This is a genomic window from Methylomonas albis (assembly GCF_014850955.1).
Taxonomy (GTDB): domain Bacteria; phylum Pseudomonadota; class Gammaproteobacteria; order Methylococcales; family Methylomonadaceae; genus Methylomonas; species Methylomonas albis.
Window position 1 is genome coordinate 893,113 of record NZ_JACXSS010000001.1, and the last position, 20,541, is coordinate 913,653.

General features: G+C 52.2%; 17 protein-coding genes. 13 read left to right on the forward strand and 4 right to left on the reverse strand.

Going from position 1 to position 20,541, the window contains the following annotated elements:
* The first annotated feature begins 118 nt into the window (after positions 1–118).
* The 13 genes from EBA_RS04325 to EBA_RS04385 all read left to right on the forward strand — a co-directional run bounded on the left by EBA_RS04325 (position 119) and on the right by EBA_RS04385 (position 15,434).
* Positions 119–1,540, forward strand: coding sequence for an undecaprenyl-phosphate glucose phosphotransferase (locus EBA_RS04325; protein ID WP_192373518.1), 1,422 nt, complete (start codon positions 119–121; stop codon positions 1,538–1,540).
* A 12-nt stretch (positions 1,541–1,552) separates the two neighbouring features.
* Positions 1,553–2,653 (forward strand): polysaccharide biosynthesis/export family protein, encoded by a 1,101-nt coding sequence (locus tag EBA_RS04330; RefSeq protein WP_192373519.1) that lies wholly within the window; start codon positions 1,553–1,555, stop codon positions 2,651–2,653.
* Between the two features lie 3 nt (positions 2,654–2,656).
* A complete protein-coding gene (locus EBA_RS04335) occupies positions 2,657–5,011 on the forward strand; it encodes a polysaccharide biosynthesis tyrosine autokinase (protein WP_192373520.1) in 2,355 nt (784 codons plus the stop codon).
* Between the two features lie 8 nt (positions 5,012–5,019).
* Positions 5,020–6,273 carry an O-antigen ligase family protein gene (locus EBA_RS04340; RefSeq protein ID WP_192373521.1) on the forward strand — a complete coding sequence of 418 codons (1,254 nt, stop codon included), beginning with the start codon at positions 5,020–5,022 and terminating at the stop codon, positions 6,271–6,273.
* 26 nt (positions 6,274–6,299) lie between these two features.
* The gene (locus EBA_RS04345; protein ID WP_229427869.1) at positions 6,300–7,610 is read left to right on the forward strand and encodes a lipopolysaccharide biosynthesis protein; all 1,311 of its coding nucleotides are present in this window, start codon (positions 6,300–6,302) and stop codon (positions 7,608–7,610) included.
* Between the two features lie 19 nt (positions 7,611–7,629).
* Positions 7,630–8,574 (forward strand): class I SAM-dependent methyltransferase, encoded by a 945-nt coding sequence (locus tag EBA_RS04350; protein WP_192373523.1) that lies wholly within the window; start codon positions 7,630–7,632, stop codon positions 8,572–8,574.
* A gap of 3 nt (positions 8,575–8,577) precedes the next feature.
* On the forward strand, positions 8,578–9,369 hold the full coding sequence (locus tag EBA_RS04355; protein ID WP_192373524.1) for a glycosyltransferase family 2 protein: 792 nt from the start codon (positions 8,578–8,580) through the stop codon (positions 9,367–9,369).
* Positions 9,366–10,235: a glycosyltransferase family A protein gene (locus EBA_RS04360; RefSeq protein WP_192373525.1), complete on the forward strand. Its 870-nt coding sequence runs from the start codon at positions 9,366–9,368 to the stop codon at positions 10,233–10,235. Before EBA_RS04355 ends, EBA_RS04360 begins: the two co-directional genes overlap by 4 nt.
* Before the next feature lie 22 nt (positions 10,236–10,257).
* Positions 10,258–11,460, forward strand: coding sequence for a glycosyltransferase family 4 protein (locus EBA_RS04365; protein WP_192373526.1), 1,203 nt, complete (start codon positions 10,258–10,260; stop codon positions 11,458–11,460).
* Positions 11,453–12,403: a glycosyltransferase family 2 protein gene (locus tag EBA_RS04370; protein ID WP_192373527.1), complete on the forward strand. Its 951-nt coding sequence runs from the start codon at positions 11,453–11,455 to the stop codon at positions 12,401–12,403. The genes EBA_RS04365 and EBA_RS04370 overlap by 8 nt, the downstream gene beginning before the upstream one ends.
* Before the next feature lie 79 nt (positions 12,404–12,482).
* Complete coding sequence (locus tag EBA_RS04375) at positions 12,483–12,761, forward strand: hypothetical protein (RefSeq protein ID WP_192373528.1); 279 nt, start codon at positions 12,483–12,485, stop codon at positions 12,759–12,761.
* Between the two features lie 146 nt (positions 12,762–12,907).
* Positions 12,908–13,663 carry a PEP-CTERM/exosortase system-associated acyltransferase gene (locus EBA_RS04380; protein WP_192373529.1) on the forward strand — a complete coding sequence of 252 codons (756 nt, stop codon included), beginning with the start codon at positions 12,908–12,910 and terminating at the stop codon, positions 13,661–13,663.
* Positions 13,664–14,048: 385 nt separating this feature from the next.
* Complete coding sequence (locus tag EBA_RS04385) at positions 14,049–15,434, forward strand: hypothetical protein (protein WP_192373530.1); 1,386 nt, start codon at positions 14,049–14,051, stop codon at positions 15,432–15,434.
* 393 nt (positions 15,435–15,827) lie between these two features.
* Here the strand turns inward: EBA_RS04385 and EBA_RS04390 are convergent, their stop codons facing one another.
* The 4 genes from EBA_RS04390 to EBA_RS04400 all read right to left on the reverse strand — a co-directional run bounded on the left by EBA_RS04390 (position 15,828) and on the right by EBA_RS04400 (position 20,324).
* Positions 15,828–16,871: a GIY-YIG nuclease family protein gene (locus EBA_RS04390; protein WP_192373531.1), complete on the reverse strand. Its 1,044-nt coding sequence runs from the start codon at positions 16,869–16,871 to the stop codon at positions 15,828–15,830.
* A gap of 161 nt (positions 16,872–17,032) precedes the next feature.
* Positions 17,033–17,164 carry a hypothetical protein gene (locus EBA_RS24525; protein WP_267873565.1) on the reverse strand — a complete coding sequence of 44 codons (132 nt, stop codon included), beginning with the start codon at positions 17,162–17,164 and terminating at the stop codon, positions 17,033–17,035.
* An 18-nt stretch (positions 17,165–17,182) separates the two neighbouring features.
* Entirely contained in the window at positions 17,183–19,444 is a 2,262-nt protein-coding gene (locus EBA_RS04395) for a caspase family protein (RefSeq protein WP_192373532.1), read from the reverse strand.
* Between the two features lie 67 nt (positions 19,445–19,511).
* Complete coding sequence (locus EBA_RS04400) at positions 19,512–20,324, reverse strand: alpha/beta fold hydrolase (protein ID WP_192373533.1); 813 nt, start codon at positions 20,322–20,324, stop codon at positions 19,512–19,514.
* Between the last annotated feature and the right edge of the window lie 217 nt (positions 20,325–20,541).

Below are 20,541 nucleotides of genomic sequence, written 5' to 3' on the forward strand. Positions count from 1 at the left end.
GTCTCGGTAATCTATTACCCAAGCGAATAGGGATTAATAACTCGTTCGCATCAGGTTGGGTTTCCAGGGACGGTGACCCTTAGTCATTGGATAAAGACGATTTAGGGGTTAAGCCATCATGCCACTCGGTTTGGGAAATATTTTCAACGGGCTTTTTAAACAGTACGGTCACACGGTAATTCTGTTGCTGCGCGTCATCGACGTCGCCATGTTGTTTGCTGCCGCTTGGGTGACTCATTATTTCTGGTTGCGCGAATATATTGTGGATCAGGATTATCGGATCGTCATTGCGCTGGGCATACTCGGCGCCATCATCTTCTTTGAAATAGGTCAGGTGTACCGGCCTTGGCGTAACGATGCGATGCGCGGCGAAATTGCCCGTATCGTCAGAGCCTGGATTTCGGCGTTAGTGGCTGTGGTGTCCATCGTCGCCTTAATCAGATTGCATTTTTGGTTCGGTTCCAGTTACCGCTGGATTGCATCCTGGGGCGTGCTGGGCTTGGCTTTTGTGTTGGTGGCTCGTGGCGTGTTGTCGCAAGTGCTGCGTTTCTTGCGGGCCCGTGGTTGGTCGCAGGGTCGTATCGTCATGGTGGGTTTGAATCAAATGGCGGTGGCGGTGGCGCGGCAGTTGAATCATTCGTCCTGGGCCGGCCTGCAAGTGGTCGGTTATGTGGACGATAGGGGCGATGATAGAAACTCGATTAACGATTTCGCACTGCCGCGTCTCGGTAAACTGGAAGACCTGCCAGGCATCATCGCCGCTCAAGCCATTGATGAAGTGTGGGTCGCCTATCAAGGCGAATCATTGACCGAACGTGCTCAATATCAGCTGCGCCATCTGCCGGTCAGCATCCGTTTAGTGATCGACTGTTTTGCCTTCAAACAAAGCAAATTCCTCAGTTTGAACACCGTGGCCGGCATCCCGACTCTGGATTTCTCAGTATCGCCGTTGCATGGCATCAATCGCTATATCAAGGAAATCGAAGATCGACTTTTGGCTTTGATTTTGTTGCTGCTGATTAGCCCGCTGATGTTGATTTTGGCAGTGGGTGTGAAGCTGAGTTCGCGGGGCCCGGTGTTTTATCGCCAGGAGCGGGTGGGTTGGAATAATCGCTCATTCACGATGTTGAAATTCCGTTCGATGCCGGTGGACGCCGAAGCCAAAACCGGCGCGGTCTGGGCCAAGCCTGGTGAGAATCGGGCCACTCCTTTCGGTGCCTTCCTACGCAAAACCAGTCTGGACGAACTACCACAATTGATCAATGTGTTACGCGGCGACATGTCGCTGGTTGGTCCACGCCCCGAGCGTCCGGATTTTGTCGAAGTATTTAAAGAGCAAGTGCCTAACTACATGAAAAAACACATGGTCAAAGCCGGCATCACCGGTTGGGCGCAAGTCAACGGCTGGCGCGGCGACACCGATTTGAACCGCCGCATCGAACACGATTTGTATTACATCCAGCATTGGTCGCTGTGGTTTGATCTGGAGATCGCCTTCCGCACCGTGCTGACCGGTTTTATCAATAAAAACGCCTACTAAGGACACGCTTACATGTTTAGATTGATTCCCATCATGCTGATCTTAACCTTGCCCGGTTGTTTCCTGGCGCCGGGCATGGATATGAATACCGATAACGGTCTGACCGAAATCGAGATGCCGATGAAAAAGGATGGGCAATTGGTCAAGGAGAAAGTCCGCATCGTGCCGATTACCGCCGATCTGATCATCGAGCGCGAGGCGAACCGTCGCCAGGCCATTAACAATTTGCCGCCGGTGGATCCCAACAAAACCAGCTACCGCATCGGCCCGCAGGATAGATTGCAAATTACCGTCTGGGAACATCCGGAACTGAACGATCCCGGCGGCGAAAAAATTGCACCGGAAATGGCCGGTAAAGTGGTGGATGAGAATGGCGACCTGTATTACCCCTATGTTGGAAGCATCCATGTCGCCGGCAAAACGGTCACGGAAGCACGCGCCGACCTGACTCGCGAGCTGTCCAAATATTTCAAAAAGGTCAAACTCGACATTCGCGTGCTCTCCTTCCAGGCGCACCGAGTAGCGGTGGTCGGTGAAGTCGTGCGCCCCGGTGTGCAAACCATGAACGAAACGCCTTTAACCGTAGCGGAAGCTATCACCCGCGCCGGCGGCTCGACCAAGGATTCCGATTTTGCCAATGTGGCGCTGGCCCGCGACGGCAAACTCTACAAACTGGATGTGCAGGCCATGTACGAAAAAGGCCTGACCACCCAGAATTTGCTGTTGAAAGACGGTGATGTGTTGAATGTGGGCGATCAAAAGGACAGCAAGGTATTTGTGATGGGCGAGGCCAACCGCCAGCAAGCCATCCAGATCAACAAAGGCCGGATGAGTTTGTCGCAAGCCTTGGCCGAAGCGTCCGGAGTTGATTTCAATACCTCGCGGCCCGGCGACATCTACGTGATCCGCGCCGGCGATATGCAGCCGGAAATTTTCCAACTGGATGCCGAATCGCCCGACGCGATGATTCTGGCCGATCAATTTCCGCTGCAAGCGCATGACACCTTATTTATTGGTACGGCTGGCGTCACGCAATGGTCTAGGGTGCTGAACCAGATTTTACCTGGCTCGTTTACCGCAATCATGTCGCAAGCCGCGATGATGGGGATGTAACAGATGATTTACTCACAAAACGAAGCCACGCCGGTCTTACAACCGCTGAATCAGGCGCGGATGCCAGAGCCTAGCGTCAGTATTCGCGACTACGTCGATTTGCTGATCGAAGGCCGCAAAACCATTTTCATCGCGCTGTGTTCGGTGTTGCTGGTCACCACCGTGTATCTGGTACTGGCGCCGCGCACCTACAAAGCCGATGCCTTGTTGCGGATCGATAAAAACAAGGCGCTGTTGTCTGCAACCCTGCGCAGTGAAAACAATCGAGCGCCTGCTGAAGCGGAAAGCCCGCGCGCACAACGGGAAGTGGAGATTTTGCGCTCGCGCTCGGTGCTGGGCAAAGTGGTGGATAACTTGAATTTGACCATAGAAACCGAACCCTACTTTTTTCCGTTGGTCGGCGAAACGCTTGCGCGCCGACACGATGCGCATGACGGCATAGCTGATGCCTGGTGGGGATTCAGCCGCTGGGCTTGGGGTGGCGAAAAACTGAAAATTGCCGCGTTCAGCGTGCCCGACCGTTATCTGGAAAAAGAGTTTACCTTGATCGCGTTGGAAGCCGGGCGTTTTCAACTGCTCGACCCGCGCGGCGACGAATTGCTGGCTGGCCAAGTCGGTGAAGTGTTGAGCGCCGAGATCGGCGAGAAAACCCCGGTGACGATTAAAGTTGAAACGCTGGAAGCGCATCCGGGTACGCATTTTGAATTAACCCGCCGCACCGCGCTGTCGGCCATTGAAACATTGCAAAAGGCCTTCGCGGTCAAGGAAGTATCGAAAGACACCGATATTCTGAGCGTGGAATTGAAAGGCAGCGACCCGGAACAACTGGCTAAGTCAGTGAACGATATTGCGGCGATTTACGTCAACGCCACGGTGAATTGGGAATCGGCGGAAGCCTCGCAAAAACTGGGTTTTCTGGAAAGCCAGTTGCCCATCGTTAAGGAGCGCCTGGAAAAAGCCGAGCAGGGTTTGAGCGCCTATCGTCAGCAACACGGCGCGGTGGATATTTCCGCCGAAGCCGAAATTCTGTTGAAACAGGCGTCGGACATGGAAACGCTGGGCATTCAGCTCAAGCAAAAATACGACGAACAAAGCCAGCGCTTGGAATCCGAGCATCCGGACATGATTTCCACCAATGCCCAGATTAAGCGCGTGAATAACAAGCTGGCGGCTTTGGAAAAACGCATCAAGGATTTACCGAAAACCCAGCAAAACATGGTGAGTTTGTCGCGTGATGTGCAGGTCAATACTGAGCTGTATACCTCGTTGCTGAACAGCGCGCAGGAACAACGCATCGCTGCCGCCGGCTCCTTGGGTAATTCGCGTATCGTCGATTTTGCGGTGACGCCGGAAAAACCTTACTGGCCCAAACCCAGCTTGTTGCTGGCCATAGCCAGCTTGCTGGGTTTGAGCTTGGGCTCGGCCTTGATTTTTCTCAGACATTCCTTGCAACGCCACGACAACTATCCGGCCTTGCTGGAATATCAAGTGGGCTTGCCCTTGTTTGCCGCGATTCCGCACAGCAAAAAGCAGCATAAATTAGGACGCTTGTTGGGTAAGGATAAAGACAACGGTATTCTGGTCTCTCAGGATCCGCTGGATATTTCCGTCGAGTCGCTGCGCGGCCTGCGCACCACGCTGGAAGCCACTCTGGCTCAGCACGAAAGCAAGGTGATCATGGTCAGCAGTCCGGCGCCGGGCATGGGCAAGTCTTTTGTTAGTTCTAACTTGGCGGCCTTGCTGGCCAGCATTAAAAAGCGGGTGCTGGTGATAGACGCCGACATGCGCAACGGCCGTTTGCACGATACCTTTTCAATCGGTAAGCAACCGGGTTTGTCCGATTTATTGTCCGGCCGGGCGACGCTGGGCGAAGTGATTGTCAGCTTGCCGGATGTGGGTATCGATTTGATCCCGCGAGGTAATATGGTGCTGAATCCCGCGGAATTGCTGGTGCTGGGCGAATTGTCGGAAACCCTGGAGCAGCTGAAAAGCTTTTACAACCACATCGTCATCGATTCGCCGCCGATTCTGGGCGCCACCGACGCGGCGATTCTGGGCAAGCATGCCGACGCCACCTTCTTGGTCGTGAAAGAAGGTCGTTACACCGCGCAGGAACTGGAAGTCAGTGCCCGGCGTTTCCAACAAGTGGGCATCAAGCCCAATGGTTTCATCATCAACGACATGAAGGAAGGCTCGTCTTACTATCCGTATTACGGCTACGCCTACCAACGCGCCGACCAGGAACCGAAGGACGAATCCACCTGGAGCGATAAGTATCATGCAGTCGGCGACTGGTTGGGTAAGCAACTGGATAGAGAGTTGTTGCCGGTTCCCAGCGAAACTGACGAGCGAGTTTAAAAACGCCGATGAGACTCCGACTGGAAAAAGACTTGCCCGTGTTGTTGATTGCGCTGGTCGGCGCATCAACGGTGGCTTCGCTGCCGCAAGTGGAGTCGGCCTGGCTGGGCATCAAGGAAGTCTACGGCGAACAGGAAGTCGGTTTGCGGATTTTGCGTGAGGCTTTATTGGCTGTGCTGATCGTGTATATCTGGCTGGAGCCACGGCTGCGTAACGGTATTTTTACCAGTTCGGTGCTGGCGTTTCTGGGGGTGATTTGTAGCTATGTGTTGTTTGAAGTGGCGTATGCCTTGTATCTGGATTTGCCCTTGGTAGTGCCGATGACCGGCTTGCGGGTGTTTGAATATCTGCCGGTGGCTTTGATCGGTTTCGTCACCAGTCGATTGGGGGCTGGCGATTATGTGCTGTACAAATTCGCCAGCTATCTGCGCTACTACTTGGTGCTGCAGACGATATTGGCGATAGCTCAGGCTTTGTGGGCGCCGCCCTTGTTCGGCGTGTCGATGTTGGGCGGTGGCCGGCCGTTCGGCACCTTCGTCAGTCCTAACTTATTCGGGGCGACGATGGCGACTTGTGCGTTGGTGTTTGCCGTCGTGCCGGGCATGCGCCGTTGGTTAGCGTTGAGCGTATTTTTAGCCTTGTTGAGCGGCTCCCGTACCGCGTTTATCAGCTCCTTGCTGGTGGTATTTTTTCAAGTTTATGCCGCGTTGCGGCCGCGCGACCGTTGGGCATTGGTGATGCCGGCACCGATGTTGGCGGTGGGGGCCTTGATTTTGGCTTCCAGCCCCTTATTGAGCGGTCGCGACGATGCCGATCCCACCCAAGACGGCAGGTTGGATTTGTGGCAACGGGTGTTTGCCGATCATGTGCATGGGCCGATGGATGTGTTGTTTGGCTGGGGTTTGGGTTTGAGTTCTAACACCGTTAATCTGCTGTTCGGTGCCGAATATTTTCCCGGACAGTTCGATTCCGACAGCCTGTATTTGTTTTTACTGAACGGTTATGGCGTGATCGGTTTACTCGCCTACCTGGGTTTTCTATGGATGACGACACGGATGTCTATCCACCCGAATAAAGGCTTGGTGACGATGTTTATCTTTGCGGCCGGCCTGACTTTTAATATGTGGGAGTATTTTCCGCAGAATGCCTTATTGATGTTGCTGTGGGGCATGGTACTCGGTTGCGCGGTCAAAACGCGTCGGGCGACTGCCGAAATGGTGCAAGCGCCCTTATCCGCGCAAACCGGCTACTCCCAGCGTTGACCATCAATAGTCCGTATATGTTTAGTGTGTTGAAACGATCCAAATTATTTGGCGAGGCCTTTTGGGCCTTGTTCGGCCAGGCGGCATCGGCGCTGGCCTTATTGCTGGGTACGCGTTTATTGACCGAACTGGTCAATCCGGTTGTATACGGCCAAGTGGCGTTGTTGAACGGTTTTGTCGCATTGGGCGTGGCGGTGTTTTCTTATCCATTTATCTGCGCCGGTATGCGTATCGTCCCGGAATGCGAATCCGTCGGCGAGCGCAGCGCTTTACATGCCGCCGTCGCCGGTTTGACGCTGCAAACCACTATGTTGGCCGTTGGTTTACTGATGCTGGGTGGCTTTGCCTACGGCTATTTTGCCGATGGTAACAGCATGTTGTTTTTGTTGGCCGGGGTATTGTTGGCGATGACGGTGCAGCGCGAACTGGGCATACAGTTGGCGATTGGCGAACGCAAACAGCGCTTGGCCAGTCTTTGGCAAACCAGTGACAGCGTGTTAAGGCCCGCATTGGCGATTGCGCTGGTCTGGTGGCTGGGCGGTAATCCGGAATGGGTGTTGCTGGGTTATATCGCGGCCAGCTTGCTGTCCAACTTGGTGTGGATCTTTGTGAAACGCCGTAGCGCGATGCGGATTCAAGCGACCGTTAGCCGCTCTTTCCGCCACGAAGTCTGGGTTTATGCCTTGCCTTTAATTCCAATGGAAATAATTTTTTGGATCAACGGTTTGGGTGATCGCTATGTGATCGGCTATATGCTCACAGCCGCCGATGTGGGCTTGTATGCGGCGACTTATATGATCGTTAACGAAGCCTTCAACCGCAGTGCGATGGTGTTGTTGCGCACGTTTCAGCCCGCGTATTTTCAAGCCTTTTCCGCACAACAATTGCAAAAGGCCTTTTCGATTTTATGGGTCTGGATCGCCAGCGTCGCGGCCTTGGGTGCGCTTGGTTTATTGCTGTTGCTGCTGACCAAGGATTGGGTGGCGTCAGTGGTGTTGGCAAAATCCTATCATGCGGCAGTCGATTTAATGCTGGCCATGGCGCTGGGCTGTGCTTTGCATGCCTTGGGTACGGCGGTGGCGCAACCGCTGCTGGCGCATAAACGCACCAAAACCTTGTTGAAAGGGCGATTGTGCGGGGCGGTGACGGCGGCGATTACGATTCCGGCGCTGGTCAGCCAATTCGGTTTGCCTGGCGCGGCCTGGGCCAATCCGGTTTATTTCGGTATCGAAGCCTTGGTGCTGGCGCTGTTGGCAAAACCTTGGCGGTCGGTTCATGGCGCCGGGCTTGGGAATTTTCAAAAATTGGTACAAGAGCCGCTCGCGGCTGATGTTTAAGCGTGACAAGGTGGAGACGATGACATACGCAACAATTACAACAGAGACTTACGGCGCCGTGCTGCACGAATGCGTGGCTTGCGGCGGGGGAAAAATCGGTTTTTGGCGGCAAAAAGACTATCTATACACCGACAGTGCCAGCGGCAAGGCGTTTCAGATTTATCGCTGCGATTGCTGCGGCACCGGGTTTTTGAATCAGCCGCCACATCGGCAATGGTTGCAAGCCATCTATCAATACTCCGGTCAGGCACTGACGCAGGCTATTACCCTGGATGAAGTATTGGACAGAGAAGCGGTATTTCCTAACTGCACCGTGGACGCTAAGCGCATGGCGCTGCAGGCCGACACGTTGAACAAATCCGGCAATCAGCAGGCTTTGGATATTGGTTCCGGGTTTGGCTTTTATACCCGCGCTTTGCGCCTGTTGGGTTATAGCACCGTCAGTATCAATCCCGGTCAGTATGAAAATCGGGTGTTCCAGGATTTAAACGGTGACGAGCCTTTGCCCATCATGTTTGAGCAGTATCAGACGGAGCAAGCCTTTGGGGTGGTGGTCATGTCGCAGGTGTTGGAACACATACTGGAACCGGATCGCACTATTGCCAAGGTCGCCGGTTTGCTGGAAAGCTGCGGTGTGCTGGCGTGTGCGGTACCGAACTACGCGTCGTTTTTGGTCAAACTGCTGGGCACCAAGGAGAACGCCTGTCTGTGGGTGCCGGAACACGTCAATTACTTTACCGAGCAAGGTCTGAAAAGTTTGCTGGAACGCAATGGCTTAAAGGTGATTAAAACCGAGCAAGTCACCCGAATTCAATATAACGCGCTATCCAGGCGTTTGGGTCTGAGTGGCGGCTTGGCAAGGCTGGCTGACACCTTGGTGAAGTATGCGCAGATACCGTTCGCAGCATTAATGGATGTGTTGGGCTGGGGCATTTACCTGAACGTTTATGCGGTGAAGCAATAAATCATGTTGACCGTCGTTATCCTGACTCAAAACGAGGAAGCCAATCTGCCGCGCTGTTTAGCCGGCATCCCCAAGCGCTATCCCATCGTAATTGTTGATTCCGGCAGCACCGATAATACCTTGGCGATTGCTCAAGAGCGGGGCTGCACGATGCATAGCAATCCCTGGCCCGGTTTTGCCGAACAACGCAATTTTGCGATTCGGGAATGCGGCATAAACACGCCGTGGCTGTTGTTTGTCGATGCCGATGAAATCTATCCGCAGGCCTTTTACGACTGGTTTGAAGCTAAATTATCCGAAACGCAGGGCATCGATGTGTTGATGGTGCCGTCGGTGCTGTATCTGCGCGGCAAGCGTTTGAACCATGCGCCTGGCTATCCCATTTATCACCCCAGACTGGTGCGCCGCGAGACTACCCGTTTTGTGTGTAATCACACCGGGCATGGCGAAGCGGTGCTGGATACTTGTCGGATCGGCTATGCCGATATTCCCTACGAACATTATTTTTACCACGGTGAAATTATCGAGTGGATGCACAAGCACGTCGGCAAGGCGGCCCAGGAAGTGCAACTGCAACCGACCGCCGGCGCGGTGATGACCACGCGCGGCCGCTTAAGCGTATTGCTGGGTCGATCCTGGCTGCGGGTTCTGGCTCGATTTGCCTATCACTATGTGTTACGTGGCGGTTTTTTGGACGGTGCGGCCGGTCTGGAGTTTGCTTTGATGTTTACTTGGTACGAGGCCACGATTTATCTGCAAGCAAGAGCCGGTAATCGGGTGAGGAGTGCGGTATGAAAATTTCGCTGGTGTTGGCAACGCTGGGTAGAGACTGTGAAGTATTGGATTTCTTGAAATCGCTGCTGTTACAGACCTATAAAAACTTCGAGCTTATCGTTATTGACCAAAATCGCGACGGCAAGATCGATTTCATTCTGGAGCCTTACCAAGCGTTGATAGACATCAAGCATATCAAGGTGGATTTCACCGGTAATGCCCGTGCCAGGGATTACGGCATAAGTTTGGCTAAAGGCCGTATCGTCGCCTTCCCCGACGATGATTGCGCCTATGACAAGGATGTGTTGGAAAAAGTGGTCGCGGAATTTAAGCGGCGCGCAGACCTGGCCATTCTGGTGGCTGGTTCCTACGATTTTTCCGCGACTCGCTTCAGCATCGGCGTGAATAGCCGCAAAGCCGGCTATTTCAACCGCTTTCGGATGATGGGCGTCGAGTTTACTCAGTTTTTTGATCTGCAACGGGTCGATAGGCAGCAGTTTCATCTCGATCACGATTTTGGCATCGGTTCCAAATATTCGGGTGCGGAGGGTTTTGAGTTGCTGTACCGCTTGCTGCGCGCCGGCGGTAATGCGTTCTACACGCCGGAGATCAAGATTTTTCACGCCAACAAGGATCATTACAAACTCGGCACTGCCAGGATGTTGATGTATTCCACCGGCATCGGCGCTTATATCCGCAAGTTTACCAATCAGCATGACGCGTTCATTTGGTATTACATCGTGCGCAAGATGTTCGTCGCGCCGCTGTTGAAAATGGCCTTGGCGCTGCTCACCTTCAATCCGCAAAAGCTGGCGTATTCGTTTTATAACCTGGTGGGTATTTGGCGCGGGTTTTTGGCATACGGCAAATCAGAAAAATGTATTTAAATACTGATTCAGGAGAAATGAAATGGATGTAGGTATTGTCACGACCCATGTGCCGCCGGCGAAAGGCTATGGCGGGGTATCGGTCACTTGTGGGGTTCTGACCAAAGCGTGGACCGAACGCGGCCATAAGATGGCCTTGGTCGCCGCCGACGAGTCGATAGACGGTCGCTTGCAAGCCGAGGATGTAAAGCTGGGCAAGCAAGTCGATGTCAGACTTTACCGTTGCTACGGTTTTCGGCGCTGGGGTTTTGGTTTGGGAGCCATTCCTAAGATTTTCCAACTCTGCTGGCAGGCTCCACGGATTTATATCCACGGAATTGCCACCTGGCCTTCGACCTTGGCGGCTGTGTTTTGCGTGTTGCTGCATCGACCATTTATGGTGGCGGTACACGGCGGCTTGATGCCGGAGCACGTGGCGCTGATTCGGCGGCAAAAACCGCACAAATGGTTGTTCTACAAATGGCTGACGTTTCCGACTTTGCGCCGGGCCATCGCGGTGCATTGCACCAGTGATACCGAAGCGGCAGGCGTCACCGACGTGTTGGGGCGGGACGCCAAGGTTTTATTGGTGCCGAATGGCATCGACAGTCGCGAGTTTCAGCTTGCAGACTATCCGGAAGGCGAGGGTACGCAGCTGTGTTTTTTAGGGCACGTGCAGCAAGAAAAAGGTATTAATGCGTTTATCCGGGCCTGGTTGCAAACGCGCCGGCCTAGTGACCGCTTGGTAGTGGCTGGCCGCAGCGTCGATGGCGCTTATTTTGAAGAGTTTCAGAATTTGCTGACACAAGCTGAAGGCGCTATCAGCTACAAAGGTTATCTGCCGGTCGCTGAAGTGAAGCAATTGCTGGCCGACAGTCATTTCCTGGTTTTGCCGTCCGGTTTGGAACAGACTGGCGGCATGCGCGAAAATTTTGGCAATGTGGTCGCCGAGGCGATGGCGGCCGGTCGACCGGTGCTGGTCGCGAAAGGCCTGGCCTGGGATCACTTGGCGGCGTATGGCGCCGGCTTAGTGTTCGAGCGCAACGAGGCGTCGGTCTGCGCGGTGTTACGGCAAACGCAGGTGGTCAATCAAGCAACTTGGCAAGAAATGTCGCTGCGTAGCCGTCAATATGTCGAGCAGCAGTTGGATCCGGTTAAATTAGGCGATAAAGTCTGGAAGGTGTTGACTAAGGCGAATCATCCCAGTCCGGCGCAATCCTTGATAGAGGGTTCTTCTTATGAATAAAGTGGGCTTGATTGTACCGACCCTAAATGCCGGTGAACTTTGGGAATCGTGGTTGCAGGCTTTTGCCGCGCAGACGGTGAAGCCGGATTATTTGCTGCTGATAGATTCCTCATCCACTGACAGGACGGTGGCTTTAGCAATTGACGCGGGTTTTGAGGTGCAGGTGATAGCCAAGCCCGAGTTTAATCACGGCGGCACCCGACAATTTGGCGTGAACCGGCTGGTGGATGCCGATATTCTGGTGTTTCTGACTCAGGATGCTTTGTTGGCGGCCCCCGATGCCATAGAAAAGTTACTAGCAGTGTTTGCTGACGACAGCGTCGGCGCGGCTTACGGCCGGCAATTGCCGCATCGCAACGCCGAGCCAATCGGCGCGCATGCCCGTTTATTCAATTATCCGCCGAAAAGCCAGTTGCGCAGCATGCAGGATAAGGCGCAATTTGGTATCAAGACCGTGTTTATTTCCAATTCGTTTGCCGCTTACCGGCGCAGTGCATTAATGGACGTTGGTGGGTTTCCACTCAATACCATCATGAACGAAGACACTTTTGCGGTGGGCAAGATGTTGCTAAACGGCTGGAAAGTGGCCTATTGCGGCGATGCCGCCGTATTTCATTCTCACGATTACGGGTTTTTCGACGAATTTAAGCGCTATTTCGATATTGGTGTTTTCCATGCGCATACGCCCTGGTTGCAGCAGACTTTTGGCGGAGCTTCCGGCGAAGGCTTACGTTTTGTCTTATCAGAGTTGAAGTATCTATCAAAAAATGCGCCTTGGCTGATGCCTTCGGCGCTTTTGCGGACAGTCCTGAAATGGCTGGGTTATAAACTGGGTTGCGCTCTGCATGCTAAACTGCCGTGCAGTTTGAATAGACGTTTTAGTTTGCATAAAGCCTATTGGTTAAAAGCCGTTCCCGAGAACGTCGGTAACCTCAGATCGTAGCGCAATTGTCCTAGTCGTAGCCGGTAAAATAATTTATCCCGTTGTCGCCGGTCGAGAGTTTGATCGCCATACCTAGCAAATGATGCACCAACCGGCCGTAAGTGTTGAGGCGGCCACTAGTGTCGGCAGCTTCTCGGTGTTTCGCGGGCGACGAATTTTGCGGCAGTGTTTTACTGGTAAAGAACATTGCGGTCATTCCGCCGCAGGTAACGCCCAAAAAAACGCTCTGGCAGCAGAAGCGAGCGCTCTGATTTGTGGAACCGATTGTGGTAAGGCAAAGTGTGTCGCCATCGGTTTGGCAAGCGGCTGGATGCCGCGAAATCGTTTTGAAATTAATCCAATCCTCATCAAATCTTAATTCTGATATGTTCCCATTGTTTCGAAACTGCTGTTTTTACGGAAAAAGTGGCAGAAATTGGCTACATTTGTTGTCGATTCTTTGATTTTGAAGAGTAGTGCCCGGATGTTTGGGGAATTTGATTAATTACGCTACGGAGTTTTATTTTGATTTCTGAAAAGCATTCCTTTGATAGTTGTTTTGAGGTTTTTTTTGCTGACACTCCGGAAAGCAAGCGAATTCACTATAACCTAAGATACCAAGTCTATTGCGACGAGTTGGGTTATGAAGACAAAGAAAATTTCCCCGAACAAATGGAGTTCGACGAATGGGATCCACATGCCGTCCATTTCATAGTCCGGCAAAGATACTCGGGGCAATGGCTGGGGGCTTTACGATTGGTTTATCAGAATCAAGCCAGTTTCCCGTTCGAAGCCAAATGCGTTCCCGAGCATCGAATAAGTGCTCGCCAATACCAGCAATCCATAGAAATATCCCGTCTATGTGTGTTACGAGAAGCTAGACGATTTGCTCCGAGGGCATTCCAGCCATGTGACATGGGCGCTGAACAAATAGTAAAGGGAAACGGCAACGGCAACGTTAGGTATCTGCATACTATCAAGAATCAGTCCCGCAGCATCATGTGGGGGTTGTACCGCGCGGCGGTTATCTATTCGGCGCGGAACGATATTAAACGATGGTATATATTAGTAACACCATCGTTGGCTCACGCGGTCAAAAAGGAGGGCTTTGAAATGCATCAAGTCGGGAAGGCTTGCGATTATCGTGGCCAGCGTATTCCCTATGTGTTGGATGTCGAGCATATTCTTGCCAATTCCTTGTGGCAAAAGGACTATAGAGCGGATTACCGCAAATATTCCGATTTGCTCGCGCAATCCGCCGCTAAGCGGTACATGGCCTAGTGTGTTGAAATTTAATCAATTTATTTTATAGCTCGGTGCCTCAGCCTCATTAATCAGTTCGCTGCTTGATATTCAAGTAGCGCCTGTCAGCATGCGTATACCGCTCAAACAGGGCCGCGCCCGGTCGGATCTTTCGCAGGTGAATCGGAGCGTTTCCTAAATATTTTATCGACATTTTCGGTGCTTTCGTAGTTACCTAAGCAATAGCTTCCCACCGACAAAGGCACGAAGCGTTGGTGGTTTGCTGTCCTATTCCAGCAGCTTACGGTAAAGTTGCAGAGTCAAACTGATATACTGGCTTTCGTCTGCATCAGGTTGGCTAGCTGCTGATGCTGATCGGAAGCCTACGTCATTATTATAAAAACTATATTAGCCAGGATTATTTATGGAAGCTTATTTACCCATGATTCAAAGCATATTGTTGGACTGGTATCGATTCACTCTGGAAAACCAGGAATATGCCGGATCTTTAGCGCTTGCCGTGTGGTTGCTGACTGCGATGTTTTACAGTATCAGGATTTATTTTTTAAAAAAAACCAATGCCATCAATTTAAAAGCGCGCCTTGCCTTACAAGCCGATTTCGATGCTGCGCAACAGCAACAGCAAGCCTTGCAAGAACAATTGACTGCCAATACCGAGCAGCTGGAAGCTGCCAAAGCCGTTGCTGATAACGAAACGCAACGAGCGGCCGGTCTGGAAGAAAAACTGGTACAGGCAAATCGGCAGGTGATCGACAGCATCAAAACCTTGGCTACCAGTTTTGAATTGACCGAGCCGGCCTTACCGGCTGCCAACGATCTGCAATCGACCGAATTGTGGCCCCGATATTTCGCGCTTACCGCGCAAATTACCGAACGCTTTAAAGCCGAACAACAAGGCAAAACCGAGCTGCAACTGGCGCTGTGGGCGGAAACCTCCAAAGTCGCTGAAAAAGATGCGCTATTGGGGCCGTTGCAATTACGTCTGGAATCGCAAACCGAACAGCTTAATAAGCTGGAATTGGCGGTGGAAGAGCAAAAAATTCTGCGCGAGCGCGAACAAGCCAACGCGGAAAAACTGCTGGCAGAGGCCCAAGCCAAACATCAAGCCGAACTGGTGCGTTACGCCGACTCGGCTAAACATTCGGCCGCGCCTGCGCCTGCTTACTCGCAGCCGGCATCTCAATCAGAGCCAAAAGTTGTCATTAACGAGTCGCCCGCAGTTATTGAGCCTTCCGCGGCTTTTGCCGCACAGCCAGTTGTGAACAAAACTCAGCAGGCGCCTGTCGAGCCGCCAAAGCCAGTCGAGCGTGAAGTTGCGCCGGTTGTTGATAAGCCCAAAGCTGTGGTTGCCGAGCCGGCACCGGCGAAACAGTCGTCCGTTGATAAATTGGCCGCGAAAAGCGGCGGTTTCGGCAAGTTTAAGCAAATGTTGAACAACACCATGCAGCAAATGGCCAAGTTGGATCAAAAGCTGGGCACGCAGACCGAAGTCGCTGCCGAGGCCATCCAGGAAGAGCTGGCAGAAGTCGCCGCACCCATAATGGACGCGGCTGTCGAGCTTAAAGAGAATGTGGTGGAAATCGCGGAAACTGCCGCCGAAGCGATCAAAGAGCCGGCGGCCGGCGTCGGGGGTAAGCTGAAAGGTTTATTCGGTAAAAAAGCGCCAGAGCATGTCGTTGCGCCTGAACCGGTAGCAGCGGAACCCGAGCCGATTGCCGAAACAGCAGCCGCCGTAGTCGAACCCGCCAAGCCTGCCGGGCTAAAAGGTTTGCTCAAAAAGTGGAAATGATAGTTTCCGCTGTTTAAACATCAGCCGGGCAGGCGTTGTTTGCCCGGCTGCTTAATTTGTCTGAGCATTCCAATAAATCCGCCACCGATTCCTGTTTTTAAACAGCAGGTACTCCAATCGAAACCCACTGTGTGCGGCAACCCGCTAAAAGCAGGCGTAGGGTGTGGTGAGTTTACGAACCGCACCAATCGCTGACTATGCGCTTCACGCAGTTCAACGATTTGGTTTGTCTCATAATCCAGCTGTAGGGTACGCATCGCGTACCTTGTTAGGCTCTCCAGTTGCCGATGTCTCTTGTGGTACGCGGTGCGTACCCTACATGGCTACATAGCTGCATAGCGAAGCGGCGCAGCATTATTTTGTCCGAGTGTATGCGATTGTTAGGTGATGATTTCACTGCTCACTGACTTCTTTAACCCAGTTATAGACAGGCTGTAACTCTGCAATTTTGTTTTTGAGATTTTCTTGCATGTTTCCGTTCAAACCCAAGGGTGACCATATTGTCAAATGAGGTGAGACCTCCATAACGCGCACCTGCTCTCCATTCCTTGGTTTATTTTCAAGCGTAACGGTCTGTTTAGCCCGGCTAAGATAATTACCTTTTTCATTTAAGCATCCCAACGCTTCTTTTAACGTATTTAACCATTGATGAGTATTCATCTCAGCTAATGTAAATTCTTTTCCGCCAAGATATTTCTCGATAATGGTTGGCCTCGATGTAACTTGCCAGGCATCTCGTGAAAAACGAATAAAGATATTGTCAGGATAATCCATCTTGGCAGTTATCTCGGAGATTTTTGGTTTATCTATCTCTGACAGAATAAACTTCGAAATTGGCCAATTTCTATACTTCATGCCTTCCAAGTTCACTCCGAGGCGAACAATATCTGTATCTGTTGAGACTGACAGATTCCATTGCACTCCCTCATTTCCATCGCTCATACCAAAACTGGGTTTATTTAACTGTCCAAAAGGTCTACCTTTGACATTTAGTAATGAGGCGAAGAGTTGAAGTAGCTCAGCGTATTCTGAATCAATGCGCCTGAATGCACGTTGTCGTTTTCTAGCTTTATTTTTCGATTTTGTTGTAGGAGGTGTAATTTCTTCAACATTTTCTTTCTTTATTTCTGTTTGTTTTTCAAATATAGAAAGTAATGCCGTATTTGCATCGTCAGCATTTATGTTGAAAAACTCACGACCCTTTTGACGCAGAGGGGCTAATTTTGAATGAACAAGAGACTCTAGTTTTTTACAGTCATCTACGGCAATGTAATGTGCTACCGACCAAATGAAATCACCAGTAGAACTATTGTTAATTTCATCGCATCTTTCATAAGGTGTTCTCCTAGTCATTCCGATTTTGCATACTGGAAGGTCAATATCCTTTACCTCAAGGATATAAACGTAACCATTATTATCGTTTGCTAATTCTTCCATTCAGTTTTCTTCACCTAACAAGTTATTAAGCTGTTAACAGCATATCTACCTAAAAACCCTGTTCGATATACTAATTTATTGATTAGTCGAGAATTTTTCCTTCTGTATATCATCGCTGTCAGTTTGTGATGGTTGGTAAAGATCCAATTGCCGCCGTTAAATCATGTCATGCGATAGACTGCAACCGCGAGCTTGTGACCGATAGTGACTTCCAAAAAAATCAAAATCACTACCGGCATAATCTTATCGAAATTGGTAACCGCCGCGTCATCGGAACACGTGGCGGATTTCAATCGGAATCGCCAATCCGCCTAAACTTCCGGCACAAAAAAGAACGGGCTGCCTTCGTGGCCGGCGTGCTGCAAGGGCGCATATTGCGGCATTTGTTCAAAGCCACCGCGCGCTGCCGACGCGCGTACTTGATTGGCGACATCCCGGAAGATGTCGTAATCCTCGATGATACGTTTGTTGCCGCGCAGTACTTTCAAAAAGGCATTGGCAAACACCGAGTGATCGCCGCCGCCTTGATCCATCACCGGTTTCACCCCGCCGGAAGTCAGCACGGTGCGGGCTTTGCGGCTATTCATGGCTTTTAACCAGCGTTCGCGCTTGGCATCGTCCATGCCTTCAGGCAGTTTGGCGACTGCCGAACCGGTCAGCGCGCCGGAATAGCAGGAGTCGGCTACCACCATAATGTGCTTAGCCGGCATGATGCTCAAAAACTCGGTGATGCTTTGGCTGGAAATCCAGTTGGCGCTATTGCCGGTTTCCGAATCGACCGGCAGCCAATAGGCGGTCTGACTTTTCTTGTCGATCTCGCCGTGGCCGGCGTAATAAACCAGCAAATTATCCTGTTCGGTGAGTTTTTGATTCAGTTCGTTGAATGCCGACATGATCGTGTGGCGATTGGCATTGATCAGCAATTTGGTTTTGAACCCGTAGCGCTCGCGTAACAGCAGTTCCAGGCTTTTTGCGTCGGCTATTGGGGTTTTTAATGACGGATAAGCGCCGTATTCGTTATTGCCGATGATGATGGCGTAGAATTTGCCGAACTGAATGTCGCCCGAGCGCTTGATTTCACTGCTATTGCTGCTTGGGAATACCTCCTCTGCCGAATTGCCGGACGCCAGCAAACGCAGGCTCAAATTGCTGCTCTGATTGCGTTTGTCGGTGGCAACGATGCGCACCAAGGTTTCGTCGCCTTTCAAGCTAACGTCGGTTTCAAAACGGCCGTTGGCATCGACTTTTATGGCTTTGTCGTTTAACAGCAAGCGGCTTAGGCCGGTCGCCGCGTCGATTTTGCCGACGATGCGTTTGCTGCTTTCGCCCAAGCCAAATTGAATGCTGGGAATACCCCGGGTCACGGTGACGGCGGGTTCCAGCAATTCGATATTCGGACCGTTGCCCGAGGCCACCACGTTGGATGCTTGTTGCTGCAATTTTTCTTTCAGCGCGGCAATTTCCTTGGCTTGCTGTTGCAAGGCTTGCTTGCGCAAATCTATTTGATTCCTGTCCAGTTTATCTTGTGAGGTCAGCCAGCCGGTCAGTTCCGCAGATTGTTTTTGGTAGGTTTCGATTTTTTCGTTGAGCTTGTTTTCGATGTCATTGGTTTTGCTTTCGACGGCTTTGGTGCTGGGGCTTTGCTGGCGGGCGGCTTCCAGTTCGCGTTTCATACGCTGCCTTTCCTGGCTGAGAGATTGCGTCAAGCTGCCCAATTTGGCTTGTTGGTCTTTTAATTGGCTTTCTTTTTCGTGCAATTGCTTTTCCAGCGATTCGATGTCGCTGGAGCCGCTAGGCGTAGCGGACTTCTGTTGTTGCAGTTTGTTACGCAAGGCTTCCAACTCGTCCTGGGCCTTGCGCAAATTTTCCTGTTGATCCAGGGTTTGCTGGCGGGTGCTTTGCAATTGCTCGCGCAGCTGTTCCGCTTCGCGGCGGGATTCGGCTACTTCGCTGCGTAAGGTCGCCAATTCTTCGCTATTGGCGATGGCTTGGGCATTGACGGCGGGCGCGAACTGGATGCCGGCGTCTTCCAGGCCGGCCGATTTGCGGTACCAACGCAACGCGGCTTCCTTGTCTTCGGTAACGCCCAGACCTTTTTCGTAAAGATGGCCCAAGTTCAATTGTGCTTGCGAGTTACCTTGATTGGCGGCTTTTTCGTACCACTGCGCGGCGGCTTTGTAGTCGGCTGGCGTACCCAGGCCTTTTTCGAAAATCTCGCCGACATACAGTTGGGCGGCGGCGTCGCCTTCCTGGGCTTTGGGTAGCCAGATATTTAAGGCGCTGGCGTAGTTGGCGCGGTCGTATGCGACATATTCTCCGCCGCGGACTTCGCAATCGGCGGCGGTCGTGCGGATGGGGCGGCGGGCGCTGAGATAAGTCATTTGCGAACCTAGCTTACGCACCTGTCCGGGCAGCAGGCAATCGACGACAAACAGTTTGCTGGTGTCGGCCACGATATAGCCTTCGGTGGCCTTGGCCATTTCTTCCTGGCTGACATCGCGGGCGCAGGCGGACATCAAAATACCGCCAATTGCCAATGCCAACGTACGGTTCAATACTCTTTGTGTCGCCATGGTGTGCCGCCTCGAATGATTGATTTTATCCGGCAACCATAGCAGAAATCCGCTAGCCCGCAAATGGCTAGGGCAGATGGTCCAGGCGTTTTAGCATGTGTGGCCAAATGGCTTGCCAGCCATGGCCGTGATCGGCATCGACGATTTGCACATTGCAGTTGGGGCGTTGCTGCAGGGCTTGTTGGAATAATGCCGGCGGAATGTTGTTATCGCGCTGGCCCAGCAGATGCCATTCCGCAATGCTGGGCTTAGCGGCGCGCTTAGCCGGGTTTAGAGAGTCATGCAAACGCTGGTAGCCGTGATGATCGGCCCAAATATCGATGTCGTAATTCCCCGCCAGCGTCACCACCGCGACGGTTTGCGGCAAGCGTTCGGCTATCAATAGTGCCAAGGTGCCGCCGCCGCTGTGGCCGATCAACACCACTTCGCTGTAACCGTTTAGCGTGCAGAACTCTGTTAATGCTTGGGTCATAGCCGCTACCACGCGCTCCCCGTAGCGGGCGCTGGTCCACAAGCTTTGTGTGCAGCCGGGATCGTCGGCGTGGCCGTTGTAGCAAGGCCGTCCCAGGTACAGGGTGGGCTCGGGGTCGGAAGCCATTAGTGCCATAACGGTGGAGGTGCGGGTAGTCGGGTCCGCTGCCGGAAACAATCCGCGTTCCCAGGGTCGGCCGTCACCTTCCAGGTAAACATGCAGGCGTTTACCGGCTGATAGCGGCAAATGGGTGAAAGAGGTTAGTTTGAAGCCGGCTGCTTCAGACTCTAAGGCTTGAAAGCCGAATTCCATAGCTTGATCGTGCAGTCGGATCGCCGGGGTAGTGCAAGCTGCGACCATAAACAGCAAGCTTAGTTTGATAGGGCAATGTCGCCGTTTGACTGGCACGAGCTTAATTCTACTTTGTCAGACTACAAAAAAGGTTCGTCATACCCGCAGGGAAGCGGGTACCCAGTGCCAGGGATGGTAAGCTTACGATCCGTCCATGGCGTCTGGATTTCGGCAATCCCTGCCGAAACGACGGACTTAGAGATGTAGTTCGAGTAATCTGACAAAGTAGAATTAATGCGTTTTGAAATTGTCCATGCTGCTTGCGCGGCAAGCA